This window comes from Allobosea sp. NPDC055353 (genome assembly GCF_053644975.1).
In genome coordinates this window covers 1446042-1458675 of the sequence record NZ_JBSHMC010000002.1, presented here as the reverse complement: position 1 = coordinate 1458675, position 12634 = coordinate 1446042, and the positions used below count along the sequence as shown (strand labels likewise).

Below are 12634 nucleotides of genomic sequence, written 5' to 3'. Positions count from 1 at the left end.
AGGGAAGCCTAGGCCGCGCGCCGCCTAACCGCGCCGACGCCGCTAACCGCGCCGCCCTGCTCGGTCCGGAAGGCCGCGACCAGCCGGTTGAGCTGATCGATCTGGTCGAGCAGCACGCGAGCGGAGGCGGCGCTTTCCTCGGCCAAGGCGGCGTTCTGCTGGGTGATCTCGTCCATGTGGCTGACGGTCTGGCTCATCTCGTCGATGCCGTTGGCCTGCTCGCCGGAGGCCGAGGCGATCTCCTCGACCGTGCTGGAGACCTTGGCGGAGGCCGCGACGATGCGGTCGAGCGTCTCGCCGGCCTGGCGGACGAGCTTGACGCCCTCGGCGACCTCGGCATCCGAGGACGAGATCAGGCCGGTGATGTCCTTGGCGGCGCCCGCCGAGCGCTGGGCCAGAGCCCGGACCTCGGCCGCGACCACGGCGAAGCCGCGCCCGGCATCGCCGGCGCGGGCGGCCTCGACGGCGGCATTGAGCGCGAGCAGGTTGGTCTGGAAGGCGATGCCGTCGATCACGTCGGTGATCTCCGAGATGCGCTTCGAAGCGCCCTCGATCCGGGCCATCGCCTCGACCGCGTCGCGGACGATATCGCCGCCGGTGCGCGCGACATTGGCGGCCTCATCAGCCAGCGAAACGGATTCGCGCGAGGCCTGGGTCGAGGTCTTGACGGAGGCTGCGAGCTGCTCGGTCGTCGCTGCGCTCTCTTCCAGCGCTGAGGCCTGCTGCTCGGTGCGCATCGACAGGTCCTGTGCGCCGGCGCTGATCTCCTGCGAGGAGGAGGAGATCGCGGCCGAGGTCGCCTTGATCGTGCCGACCATCTCCTGCAAGCGCGCCATGGCGCCGTTGAAATGGTCGCGGATCTCCGAATATTCGGCCGGGATCTCGGCGCTCATGCGATAGGTCAGGTCGCCATCGGCGAGCGCCGCCATGCTCTGGCTGACGCAGGCAATCGCCTGGTCACGCTCGGCCGCCTTGGCCTGCTCGATGGCGCGGGCCTCGGCCTCGGCCTTCAGGCGGGCTTCCTCCGAGGCTTCCAGATAGACGGTGATCGCATAATCCATGTCGAGCATGGCCGCCTTGACGATGGCACCGATCTCGGCTGAGCGTTCGGCCACGCCGGGCATGCGCCTGCCGAGCGCGTTCTTCGGCCAACGCGCCTCCAGCACCCCTGCGAGCAACTTCTCCAGGATCAGTGCATAGCCGCCAATATACCAGCGCGGCTCCAGGCCGATGCGGGCATGGATTTTCCCGACCTGAGTGACGGCGGCAATATAGTGCTCGTCGAAGGTGCCGGCGGCGATGCCGCTCCAGTGCTTGCCCTGGCGCTGCTTGGCGCTTTCGATGTGCCGTTCGTTGCTGAAGAAGGCCTTGGTTTCGGGAAAGGCGCGCAACTGCGCATAGAAGGCGTCGAGAGCGCCCGGAATCGATGTGTCCAGAGCGTCACCGACGTCGCGAATACGCGCCTGCGCTTCCGGGCCGAGCTGCATGAAGGCGAGCCGCTTGGCGAGATGATTCATTGCCGACATCAGGAGGTCCCCAGCCTCGGGCGGAAACCGCTTCCGCCTGAGCCGGACCATGGGCCATCAGGGTTAACAACCTATGGGGGTGTGTCTTGATCTGGGTCAATTTCCACAAGATGCGGCCGTATTATGCTGGGCTTGGTCTTGCGGGCAGCGCGTGAGGAACTCCCAAATCCAGCAATGCAGCGGGACAAATGCCTCTCAGCCCGCTGCGTGGCGCTCCAGGAAATCCTCGACGGAGAGATTGCGGAAATCATCGAGAGCGGCGCGCAGCCGCGTGTGTTCCCAGTCCCACCAAGCGAGGTTATGCAATCTATCCGCGATATCCTCGGTGAAGCGTCGCCGCACCGGACGGGCCGGATTGCCGGCGACGATGGTGTAGGGTGCCACATCCTTGGTGACGACGGCGCCGCCCGCGACCACCGCACCGGTGCCGATATTGCGGCCGGCGAGAACGATCGCACCATGGCCGATCCAGACATCGTGGCCGATGGTCACCGCATGCGCCCGGCGCCAGTCGAAGAAGGCTGCGTCATCCTCGGCATCGTCGAAATAGGCGGCGGCGCGATAGGTGAAATGCGACTGGCTGGCGCGATGCATCGGATGGTTGCCGGGATTGATCCGGGTCATCGCCGCGATCGAGCAGAATTTGCCGATTGTCGTGTAAATGACATTCGCGTCGTTCACGACATAGGAGTAGTCCCCCATCGTCGACTCGGCGAAGATGGTGCGCGCGCCGATCGCGGTGTAGCGGCCCAGCGTCGCCTGCCTCACCTGGGCAGTCGGGTCGATCAGCGGTTCGAGTCCCAGCTTCTTCGCGGCCATGTCCTCATCCTCTCCTGATATCGCGATCCCCGCCGCCGAGGCGGGCGTGCTCGTTCTGGTGGTCGGCCCTTCCGGAGCGGGAAAGGACACGCTGATGGACGCGGCGCGGGGCGAACTCGCGCGCGACCCGCGCTATCGCTTCGCACGCCGCCTGATCACCCGGCCGGCCATGGCGGGCGCTGAGGATCACGATTCCTGCGACGAGTCGGCTTTTCGCGCGATCGAGGCGAATGGGGGCCTTGCCCTGAGCTGGCAGGCGCATGGGCTGAGCTACGGCATTCCGGCGGCGGAGCTCGCGGGCATCGGCACGGGCGCCGTGGTGATCGTCAATGTCTCGCGGCGCGCCATCGCGGCGGCGGAGCGGCTGGCTGAGCGCGTGGTGGTGCTCAACATCACCGCGCCGGTCGCGGTGCTGGCGCAGCGTCTGGCGGCGCGCGGGCGCGAGAGCGCGGCCGATATCGCGGCCCGGCTGAAGCGCGAGGCGCCGCTGACGGCAGAGCGCGCCGAGATCGTCACGATCATGAACGACCGCAGCGTCGCCAAGGCAGCGGAGGAGCTTTTGGCCGTCCTGCGCGCGCTCTGTCGGCATGGCTCCTAGCCGAAAGCGTAGGAATCGAGCAGGCGGAAGCGGCCGGCCCGGTCGTCCTGCTTGAACAGGGCGAAGCGGTCGATCCTGATCGGACCGGCCGGTAACGCCTCGGCTGCTGCTGCTTCAAGCGCCTGCTTCACCGGCGCTGCGTGCTCGCCCGGCAGGGAGCCGGTCAGCGTCATGTGGAAGCGGAAGGCATCGCCGACATAAGGGTAGCCATAGGCTTCGAGATAGGCATGCTGCGCCGGAGTGAGCGGGCTTTTCAGGCGCCGTGCCTTGTCCGCTTCAGATAGCGGCGCGCGGAACAGCTCGAAGGCCTGCACGGCGGAGAAAGCGAAACGTTGGAGAGCCTCGCTCGGCTCAGAAGGCGTCAGCGCCACGAAAGAGCCGAGCGCCGTGACGCTCAAGCCTGCCAGTTCCACGGCATCGAGCCCGGCGGCATGATTGCGGGCGAAGGCGCGCAGCTGCTCCTCGCTGCGGCCATCGGCGAGTTCGAAAGGCGCCTTCAGCGTGGCATGGAAGCCGTAGCGGCGGGGCTCTTCGGTGAAACCCGGCCACAGGGCCGGATCGCATCCCGGCGGGACCGCGAAAGGCAGATCCTCGCCGGTCAGCGCGTCATAGCCGAGCACCGACGAGCCGAAGCGCCAGAGGGCGCTGTCGGCGGCGGGGGCGTAATAGACGGCGTAGCGCGGCTTGCTCAAAATGCGCGCTCGCCCTGCGACCAGACCGCGGCCAGCACCGGTGTCGCGCCCAGCACCTTGAAGCGAACGAGGTCGGCGCGCAGGCCCGTCTTGAGATGGCCGCGATCCCTGAGGCCGAGGATGTCGGCGACCTTCCAGGTGACCATGCCCATCGCTTCGGGCAGCGCGATGCCATGGTCGGCATTGAGCTTGACCACGGCCTGCAGCAGGCTCGCCGGCACGTAATCCGAGGACAGACCGTCGAGCAGGCCCTTCTCGGCCAGTTCCGAGACCGAGACACCGCCGGAATGCGAGCCGCCGCGCACGACGTTCGGCGCGCCGGCGACCGTGGCGAGGCCGGCCTGCTTGGCGGCGGCGGCGGCCTCGACCGTGGTCGGGAATTCCGAGATCACCGCGCCCGAGGCGACGCCCTCCTCGACATGCTCGGGGATCGTGTCGTCATGGGTGGCGAGCGGGATGCCGCGCGCGCGGAAGATATCGACGACGGCCTGCCAGTTCTTTGCGACATTGGCAGCGCCTTCGCGCTGGCGCACCTCGACGTCTGCTTCGAATTCCGCGACCGTCTTGCCGTTGCCGACGGCGTAGGTCTTGAGGTGCTGGAGATCGCGCCACTGGCGCTGGCCGGGCGTGTGGTCCATCAGCGAGACGAGCTGGACCAGTTCGTCGTCCTGATAGGGGGCGATGTCTTCAAGCAGGCCCGGGCTCGTCAGCTCGCAGCGCATGTGAATGCGATGGTCGATGCGGAAGACGTTCTCGCTCTTGCCATAGGTCAGCGACTTCATGACGTCGGCGAAAATGTCCTTGCGGTAGTCCTTGGCCGAGAAGGGCGTGCCGGCGCAGACCGCGTCATAGACGGTGGTGACGCCGGCCGCGGCCATCTGCGCGTCATGGACGAGCGCGGCCGCCAGCCCGTTCGGCCAGAAGACCTTTGGGCGCGGCATGAAATGCTTTTCCATGTTGTCGGTGTGCATCTCGACGAGGCCGGGCGCGACATAGTCGCCGCCGACATCGATGGCGCTTGGCAGGGAGGATTTGCCCTGGTCGACGGCGGTGATGCCGCTCGCGTCGAAGGCGATGGTGCCGGTGACGACCTCGTTCTCGAGGATCAGCCTGGCATTGGTGAGAACGGTCTGCATCGTCAGGCCTTCCGGAAAGCGGTGATGTCGAGATAGCGCGTCGCGACGCGTTCGCGAACCGCCTCGTCATGAAAAATCCCGACGATCGCGGAGCCGGCGGCGCGCGCCTCGGCGATGAGTTCGACGACGACGTCGCGATTGTTGGCGTCGAGCGAGGCGGTCGGCTCGTCGATCAGCATGATCGCCGAGGGATCGACGAAGGAGCGGGCGATGTTGACGCGCTGCTGCTCGCCGCCGGAGAAGGTGGCGGGGGCGAGGTTCCAGAGCCGCTCCGGCAGGTTCAGCCGGGCCAGCATGGCTTTTGCGCGCTCGGTCGCGGTGTCAGGCGTGGCGCCGCGCGCCAGCAACGGGTCGCGCACGATGTCGAGCGTCGAGACACGCGGGATCACGCGCAGGAACTGCGAGACGAAGCCAAGCGTGCGGCGGCGGATGTCGAGCACGGTGCGCGGCACGGCGGCGACGATGTCGACGGGCCGGCCGGCATGGGTGATGCGGATTGCGCCTGAAGTCGGCCTGTAATTGCCATAGAGGATGCGCAGCAGGCTCGACTTGCCGGCACCCGAGGCGCCCGCCAGCACCAGCGCCTCGCCGGCCTCGACATGGAAATTGACGTTGTCGAAAACGGGCAGCCGCGCTCCGCCCTGGTTGTGCAGGGTGAAGGTCTTGGCGACGTTCTCGACCTGAATCATCGTGGTCATGGGGTCAATGCCTTGTGCCGGCGAGGTGACGAGGGTGTGACGCATTCTCTGTTGTCATTCCGGGGCGCGCCGCAGGCGCGAACCCGGAACCCACGACTGGGCGAGCGATCGTGATCGCAACTGCAAAGGCCTCACCCGGTCGTGGGTTCCGGGTTCTTCGCTGTGCGAAGCCCCGGAATGACAAGGAAACAGGTCACACACTCAGCACCGCCGAGGTAAGAAGCTGCGTATAGGCGTGGTGCGGATCGTCCAGTACCTGGTCGGTCAGGCCCTGCTCGACGACGCGGCCGTCCTTCATCACCATCAGGCGGTCAGTCAGGAGGCGGGCGACGGCGAGGTCGTGGGTGACGATGATCGCGGCGAGGCCTAGATCGCGCACCAGCACGCGCAGCAGGTCGAGCAGGCGGGCCTGCACGGAGACATCGAGGCCGCCGGTCGGCTCGTCCATGAAGACGAGGCGCGGTTCGGAGACCAGCACGCGGGCGATCTGCAGGCGCTGCTGCATGCCGCCGGAGAACTGGCGCGGCCGGTCATCGATGCGGGCGCCGGCGATCTCGACGCGCTGGAGCCAGTCGAGGGCGCGCTCCCGGATCTGCCCGTAATGCCGGTCGCCGCGATCCATCAATCGTTCGCCGACATTGCCGCCGGCGGTGACGTCCATGCGCAGGCCGTCGCGCGGGTTCTGGTGGACGATGCCCCAGGCCGTGCGCATCAGGCGGCGGCGCTCCTGCTCGGAGACCGAGTAGATGTCGAGCGGCTCAACCCCGCCCCGGAACAGCACCTCGCCCGCGTCGGGCTTGTCGATGCCGGCGAGGCAACGCAGCAGGGTCGACTTGCCCGAGCCGGATTCGCCGACGATGCCGAGCACTTCCCCCGGCCAGAGGTCGAAGGAGACATCGGCGCAGCCGATACGCTCGCCATAGAAGCGGCTGACGCCGTCGACGGAGAGCAGGGGGGCGGGTTCGAGATCGGCTGCAGGAAAGGTGGTGTGAAGAGTCATGATCTGGCTCCGGATTTCACATCCGTGTCGTCATCCTGGGCGGAGCGCAGCGCAGACCCGGGATCCATTCCGGAGCGCTGATCGGTGAGGTTCCGGAATGGGTCCCGGGCCTCCCTTTGGTCGCCCGGGACGACTTCGGAGGATGAAACAAGGCCGCTCGCGGCCGCATCGCCCAGCATGGTGCCGCGATGGCCTTCCGCCCGGCGGGTCTCGCAATAATGGCTGTCGGAACAGACGAACATGCGCCCGCCCTGGTCGTCGATCACGACCTCGTCGAGATAGCTGTCGCCCGCGCCGCACAAACCGCAGGGCTGGGTCCAGCTCTGGATGCGGAAGGGGTGATCCTCGAAATCGAGGCTCTTCACGCTGGTATAGGGCGGCAGCGCGTAGATGCGCTTCTCGCGGCCGGCGCCGAACAACTGGAGCGCGGACGACATGTGCATCTTCGGGTTGTCGAATTTCGGAATGGGCGAGGGCGCCATCACATAGCGGCCGTTGACCATGACCGGATAGTCATAGGTCTTGGTGATCTCGCCATAGCGGGCGATGTCCTCGTAGAGCTTGACCTGCATCAGCCCGTATTCGGCCCAGGCATGCATCTTGCGGGTCTCGGCCTCCCGCGGTTCCAGACGGCGCAAGGGTTCGGGCGTCGGCACCTGATAGACCATGACCTGTCCGCTCTTCAGCGGTGCCTCCGGGATGCGGTGGCGGGTCTGGATGATCGTCGCCTCATCCGTCGCCTCGCAGGTGCGGGCGTTGGCGGTGCGCTCGAAGAACCTGCGGATCGAGACGGCATTGGTGGTGTCGTCGGCGCCCTGGTCGATCACTTTCAGCGTATCGGCCGGGCCGATGATCGCAGCGGTGATCTGGATGCCGCCGGTGCCCCAGCCGCGGGCCAAGGGCATCTCGCGCGAGCCGAAGGGCACCTGATAGCCGGGCACCGCGACCGCCTTGAGCAGGGCGCGGCGGATCATCCGCTTGGTCTGCTCGTCGAGATAAGCGTAATTGTAAGCCGGCTTTGTATCGTCTGCCGGCATCTGATGAATGGTCATTCCGCAGCCTCCGGCAGCGTGTCCTGCTCGCTTGCGAGCCGTTCTTCCCGTTCCTTGCGGATGCGGCGGATCAGTTCGAGCTCGCCCTGGAAATCGACATAGTGCGGCAGCTTGAGATGCTCGACGAAGCCGGCCGCCTCGACATTGTCGGCGTGGTAGAGGACGAACTCGTCCTGCTGCGCGGGGTAATTGGTCGCCTCGCCGAATTCGCGCGCTTTCAGGGCACGGTCGACCAGCGACATCGACATCGCCTTGCGCTCGCTATGGCCGAAGACGAGGCCGTAGCCGCGGGTGAATTGCGGCGGCACCTCTTTCGAGCCCTGGAACTGGTTGACCATCTGACATTCGGTCAGGGTGACGTCGCCGAGATCGACCGCGAAGCCGAGCTCCTCCGGCACGAACTCGACCGCGACCTCGCCGACGCGGACCTCGCCGACGAAGGGATGGGTGCCGCCAAAACCGCGCTGCACGGAATAGCCGAGGCCGAGCAGGAAGCCCTCGTCGCCGCGCGCCATCGATTGCAGGCGGACATCGCGATCGGCCGGGAAGGAGACGGGATCGCGGGTCAAGTCGAAGGGGCGCGGGTCGCCTTCCGGCGGCTCCTCCGCCTCCATCAGGCCTTCGGCGCCGAGGATATCGGGCACGCGCGGCATGGTGGCGTCGAGGGGCTTCCTGTCCTTCTCCCCTTGCGGGAGAAGGTGCCCCGCAGGGGCGGATGAAGGGTCACGCAGGTCGGCATCGTTGGTATTCGTCTTTGACGGAATATTGGAAACGCCGCGAGACCCCTCACCCCAACCCTCTCCCGCAAGGGGAGAGGGGGCAGGTCGAGGCGCGTCCATCAACGCGAAGTCGAACAGCCGATGCGTGTAGTCATAGGTCGGGCCGAGCACCTGCCCGCCGGGCAGGTCCTTGTAGGTCGCGGAGACGCGGCGGCGGATTGCCATCGCAGCCGTGTCGAGCGGCTCGGAGGAACCGAAGCGCGGCAGCGTCGTGCGATAGGCGCGCATCAGGAAAGCTGCCTCGATGACGTCGCCCTGCGACTGCTTCAGTGCGAGCGCGGCGAGATCCTGATCGTAGAGCGAGCCCTCGTTCATGACGCGGGCGCAGGCCAAAGCCTGCTGCTCGCGGATCTGGGCGACGGAGATTTCCGGCACGGCCGGATCGCCGCGACGGGCTTCGGCGACGAGGTCATGCGTGGCGAGAATGGCGGCCTCGCCGCCTTTGACTGCAACGTACATCAGCGAGCCTCCTCAACCTGCGTCGAGCGCGGCAGGCCGATCAGGCTCTCGCCACGCGCGAGCAGGACATCGACGCCGAGCGGGTAGAGCGCGCCGTTCTCGCGCAATTCATCGGTGAAGCCGGGGCGCAGGCCCTGCGGCGTGACGGTTCGCGTGCCGGGAATGCCGGGGCCGGCCAGAGTGAGGGCAGGGCCGCCTTCCAGCGCAGCGACCTGCACGATCACGGTGGTGGAGCGATCCGGGAACTGGTCCGTGCCGAGATTGAAGGCCGAGAGCTTGGGCTCATCGGCCGCGCCGTCGATGACTGCGAAGGCGGCCTCAGTGGGATCGTCGACGAGGGCGGCGCCGCAATGGAAGCGCAACCAGGCACCGGCGGGGCCGTCGCGCAGGGCTTCCGGCAGCCAGACCGGGGTCTCGTAATCGGCGAGCGTCAGCAGGGTGGTAGCCGTCGCGGTCGCCAGACCCTCCGGCGGTGCGATCTCGCTGGCGACCTCCTGCAACCTGCCGGGCTCGGAGAGGGCGGCGAGCAGGGCGCGGAAGGCGGCCTGCGACTGGAAGACCGGGTCGGAGAAGCCGGAAGCGATCATGGTTTCCGCCGGCATCACGAGCCCCTGACCAGCGTGAAGAAATCGACCTTGGTCGCCGCCGCCTTGCGCGAGGCGAGATCGCGGGCCGAAGCCTGCTGGCCGGCGAGCGTGGCGATGCCCTGATGCAGGGCACTGCCCTCGGCCTCGTCCTGGAGACGGGCATCGAGCAGGGCGGCGAGCCGTGCCTTCCGGCCGTCGCGGCCGAGCGCATAGGAGAAGCCCATCTGCCCGTTCGAGAGGCGCACGACGCAGCGCGTCACGGTGGCTTCGCCGAGATTGAAGCGGCGGCCGGCGCCACCGGCGCGGCCCTCGACCATCACGGTGCCGGTCTCCGGCGCCTTCAAGAGGTCGTGGTCTGGCGGATCGCCGAGCAGGGTTTCGATCTCGCCGCGGGAGGCGCGCGCCAGCGTCGCCATCCAGCTTTGCCTCAGGGTTTTTGGAATCATCGGCGCGGGCTCGCTGGTCAGTTCCGAATGTCTAGACTATAGTAGGAGAGTTGATGGCAAAGGTCTATACTTTTTGAGCGACAATTCGATGACGGACACCGCGCTCGCGGAGCGCGACGGCGGCACGGCCTGGCGGCGCATAGCCGACGAGCTGGCGGATGCGATCGGGCGCGGCGAGTATAAGCTCGGCGACACGCTGCCGGCCTCGGTTGCGCTGGCGGAACGCTACGGCGTGCATCGCCACACGGTGCGGCAGGCTTTTCGCCACTTGGCCGAACAGGGGCTGGTGACGGTTGCGCGCGGACGCGGCACGCAGGTGACGGCGCCGCGCCTGCCCTATCCGATCGGCCGGCGCGTCAGCATGCGCACCAATATGGGCAAGCTCGGCATCACCGGCACGAGCCGTATGCTTTCGGCCGAGGTGGTCGTGGGCGAAGTGGCTGCCTGCACGGCGCTCAAGCTGAAGACCGGGACGCCGCTCTGGCAGGTGCGCGGCGTGAGCCTCGCCGACGGCGTGCCGATGGGCACCGGCACGCATTGGCTCTGCGTCGAGCGTTTCCCGGATTTCGACAAGGCCTATCGCGAGGCGGCCGGGTCGATCACGGCGGCCTTCAAGATCTACGGCATCACGGATTATGTCCGCCTGTCGACGCGGTTGACGGCGCGGCTTGCCGACGAGCGCGAGGCCGAACTGCTGGAGATCGCGCCCGAGGCTGCCGTGATGATCTCGACGGCGGTCGATGCGCTGCCGGATCTGACGCCTGTGCATCTGGTCTCCAGCGTCTTCGCCGCCGAGCGCATGGAAATGGTGATCGAGCCGTTCGGCGACTCCCCTTCTCCCCTCGGGGGAGAAGGTGGCAGCGCGTAGCGCTGACGGATGAGGGAAGGCTTGGCGCGCCAATGACCGGTGAGACCGGCCGCATGGCCCTCATCCGTCTGCTTCGCAGACACCTTCTCCCCCGAGGGGAGAAGGAAGCCCTCAGCTCGCTCGCCGGCCGATGATCGCGAAGCGCAGTTTGCCCGACAGGAAGTCGATCGCTGAGACCGCGGCGAGGATCAGCAGGATCAGGAAGGAGACCTGCTGCCATTCCAGCGTACGGATCGTCTCGGCGAGATAGAGGCCGATGCCGCCGGCGCCGACGATGCCGATGATGGTCGAGGAGCGGGTGTTCGACTCGATGTAGTAGAGCACCTGGCTCGCGATCACCGGCAGCACCTGCGGCAGGAGGCCGAAGCGGATTTCGTGGGCCTTGCCGCCCCCGACCGAGGCGACGCCGTCGACCGCCCGGCGGTCCGCCGCCTCGATCGCTTCGGAATAGAGCTTGCCGAAGGCGCCGAGATCGCTGGTCATGATCGCGAGCATGCCGGCGAAGGGGCCGAGGCCCACGACATTCACCCAGATCAGCGCCCAGATCAGCGCATCGACGCCGCGCACCGTGTCGAGCGAACGGCGGGCCAGGAAATGCACGATCCGGTTGGCGACGACGTTGCGCGCGGCGATGAAGCCGAGCGGCAGCGCCAGCATGGCGGCAAGCACGGTGCCGAGGAAGGCGATCGCGATGGTCTCGAACAGCGCCTTCACGAAGATGATGGCGCGGGCGAATGAGCCGGGGTCGGGCGGCAGCATCAGCACGACGAAGGTGCCGAGATTGCCGATGCCCGTCACAATCTTCCAGAGCGAGGTTTCGAGCGTCGTCAGCCCGTAAAGGAAGAGGCCGGCGATGGCGGCGATGGTGCCGATGGTGGCGAGCTTCGTCCTGAGGGAGCCGCGGATCGCGGCCCCGTGGCGGGCGAGGATATCGGCGCGCTCTGCCGTCGAAAGGGCGAGGCTCATCGGCCATGCTCCAGGCTGAGGAGGGCGTGGCGCAGCCGCTCGGTGCCGTAATCGATCAGCATCACCGCGACGATGATCAGCAGCAGGATGGCGCTGACATCGGTGAAGTAGAATTTGCGGATCGCCTCGATCAGGTCCTGCCCGATGCCGCCGGCGCCGACGAAACCCATGATCGAGGCGCCGCGGACATTGATCTCGAAGCGCAGCAGCGCATAGCTCGCGAAATTGGACAACACCTGCGGCACCACGGCGAAACGGATGACCTGCCACCAGCTCCCGCCCGCGGCGGTGATGCCGTCGACCGGTTTCAGGTCGATGTTCTCGACCACTTCGGAGAAGAGCTTGCCGAGCGCACCCATGGTGTGGATCGCGATGGCGAGCACGCCGGGCAGCGGGCCGAGGCCGAAGGCGATGACGAAGATCAGCGCGAAGACGATTTCCGGAACGGTGCGGCAGAATTCGAGATAACGCCGCACCGCGAAGCGCAGCCAGGTGGCGCGGCCGAGATTGGCAGCGGCGGCGAAGCAGAACAGGAACGCGCCGGCAACGCCGAGGATCGTGCCGACATAGGCGATGAGCACGGTCTGCCAGAGCAGCTTCAGCCAGCCCTTCAGGCCCCAGTACCACTCGGAGAAATCGGCACCGAGGCTGCTCAGCCGAAGCGTCGGCAGCGTCTCGTAGATGTATTTCGGGAAGCGGCCGATATTCTCGAAGAACCTGGCGAGATCGACCTCGGCGCCGCGCGCCGAGAGCAGCACGCAGGCGATGAAGACGGCGATGCCGATCAGGGCCTGCCGGCGCTTGGCCGAGGCGGCCTGCCGATAGGCCTCGGCATGAGCCCGGATGGCTGGGTCGTTGCGGTCGATCGCGAGGGTCATGGTATGCATCGTCCCTTGCCGACAAAGGCGCGGGGAACCCTCTCCCATAGGGAGAGGGCAGGGTGAGGGGTAGGCCGTCTCGCGATTGGCTGTGAGATGGTCGCTGGGCGGTGAGGTGTGACTCACTGGT

The 12634-nt window shown here is 67.2% G+C and carries 13 protein-coding genes and 1 pseudogene; 2 read left to right on the top strand and 12 right to left on the bottom strand.

All coding sequences use genetic code 11. From position 1 onward, the window contains the following. Nucleotides 1-8: 8 nt before the first annotated feature. Nucleotides 9-1526, bottom strand: a complete 1518-nt coding sequence (locus tag ACWIEX_RS20235; RefSeq protein WP_454034757.1) for a methyl-accepting chemotaxis protein — start codon at nucleotides 1524-1526, stop codon at nucleotides 9-11. Nucleotides 1527-1721: 195 nt separating this feature from the next. After that, nucleotides 1722-2345 carry an LbetaH domain-containing protein gene (locus ACWIEX_RS20230; protein WP_454034756.1) on the bottom strand — a complete coding sequence of 208 codons (624 nt, stop codon included), beginning with the start codon at nucleotides 2343-2345 and terminating at the stop codon, nucleotides 1722-1724. On the opposite strand from ACWIEX_RS20230, the gene phnN reads away from it, so the two are divergent. After that, the gene (gene phnN, locus ACWIEX_RS20225) at nucleotides 2344-2943 is read left to right on the top strand and encodes a phosphonate metabolism protein/1,5-bisphosphokinase (PRPP-forming) PhnN (protein WP_454034755.1); all 600 of its coding nucleotides are present in this window, start codon (nucleotides 2344-2346) and stop codon (nucleotides 2941-2943) included. The two genes, ACWIEX_RS20230 and phnN, sit on opposite strands and share 2 nt — an antisense overlap. Here the strand turns inward: phnN and ACWIEX_RS20220 are convergent. From ACWIEX_RS20220 to phnG, 8 genes and pseudogenes are all read right to left on the bottom strand, one after another. After that, on the bottom strand, nucleotides 2940-3635 hold the full coding sequence (locus ACWIEX_RS20220) for a DUF1045 domain-containing protein (protein WP_454034754.1): 696 nt from the start codon (nucleotides 3633-3635) through the stop codon (nucleotides 2940-2942). The two genes, phnN and ACWIEX_RS20220, sit on opposite strands and share 4 nt — an antisense overlap. Then, complete coding sequence (locus ACWIEX_RS20215) at nucleotides 3632-4771, bottom strand: alpha-D-ribose 1-methylphosphonate 5-triphosphate diphosphatase (RefSeq protein ID WP_454034753.1); 1140 nt, start codon at nucleotides 4769-4771, stop codon at nucleotides 3632-3634. The genes ACWIEX_RS20220 and ACWIEX_RS20215 overlap by 4 nt, the downstream gene beginning before the upstream one ends. A gap of 2 nt (nucleotides 4772-4773) precedes the next feature. Continuing rightward, entirely contained in the window at nucleotides 4774-5469 is a 696-nt protein-coding gene (phnL, locus tag ACWIEX_RS20210) for a phosphonate C-P lyase system protein PhnL (RefSeq protein ID WP_454034752.1), read from the bottom strand. A gap of 193 nt (nucleotides 5470-5662) precedes the next feature. Further along, nucleotides 5663-6469, bottom strand: coding sequence for a phosphonate C-P lyase system protein PhnK (gene phnK / locus ACWIEX_RS20205; RefSeq protein ID WP_454034751.1), 807 nt, complete (start codon nucleotides 6467-6469; stop codon nucleotides 5663-5665). 158 nt (nucleotides 6470-6627) lie between these two features. After that, nucleotides 6628-7506 (bottom strand): annotated as a pseudogene (locus tag ACWIEX_RS20200) (alpha-D-ribose 1-methylphosphonate 5-phosphate C-P-lyase PhnJ); the annotation flags it as partial. Between the two features lie 11 nt (nucleotides 7507-7517). Then, nucleotides 7518-8759, bottom strand: a complete 1242-nt coding sequence (locus ACWIEX_RS20195) for a carbon-phosphorus lyase complex subunit (RefSeq protein WP_454034750.1) — start codon at nucleotides 8757-8759, stop codon at nucleotides 7518-7520. Continuing rightward, on the bottom strand, nucleotides 8759-9361 hold the full coding sequence (phnH, locus tag ACWIEX_RS20190; RefSeq protein WP_454034749.1) for a phosphonate C-P lyase system protein PhnH: 603 nt from the start codon (nucleotides 9359-9361) through the stop codon (nucleotides 8759-8761). Before phnH ends, ACWIEX_RS20195 begins: the two co-directional genes overlap by 1 nt. Beyond that, complete coding sequence (gene phnG / locus ACWIEX_RS20185) at nucleotides 9361-9792, bottom strand: phosphonate C-P lyase system protein PhnG (protein ID WP_454034748.1); 432 nt, start codon at nucleotides 9790-9792, stop codon at nucleotides 9361-9363. Before phnG ends, phnH begins: the two co-directional genes overlap by 1 nt. 88 nt (nucleotides 9793-9880) lie before the next feature. Between phnG and phnF the strand changes: the two genes are divergently transcribed. Continuing rightward, entirely contained in the window at nucleotides 9881-10660 is a 780-nt protein-coding gene (gene phnF, locus ACWIEX_RS20180) for a phosphonate metabolism transcriptional regulator PhnF (protein ID WP_454034747.1), read from the top strand. Nucleotides 10661-10771: 111 nt separating this feature from the next. Here phnF and phnE (ACWIEX_RS20175) read toward each other — a convergent pair whose 3' ends face one another. Together phnE (ACWIEX_RS20175) and phnE (ACWIEX_RS20170) are read right to left on the bottom strand one after the other, a co-directional pair. Beyond that, on the bottom strand, nucleotides 10772-11626 hold the full coding sequence (phnE, locus tag ACWIEX_RS20175) for a phosphonate ABC transporter, permease protein PhnE (protein ID WP_454034746.1): 855 nt from the start codon (nucleotides 11624-11626) through the stop codon (nucleotides 10772-10774). Then, nucleotides 11623-12504: a phosphonate ABC transporter, permease protein PhnE gene (phnE, locus tag ACWIEX_RS20170; RefSeq protein WP_454034745.1), complete on the bottom strand. Its 882-nt coding sequence runs from the start codon at nucleotides 12502-12504 to the stop codon at nucleotides 11623-11625. The genes phnE (ACWIEX_RS20175) and phnE (ACWIEX_RS20170) overlap by 4 nt, the downstream gene beginning before the upstream one ends. Nucleotides 12505-12634 lie beyond the last annotated feature (130 nt).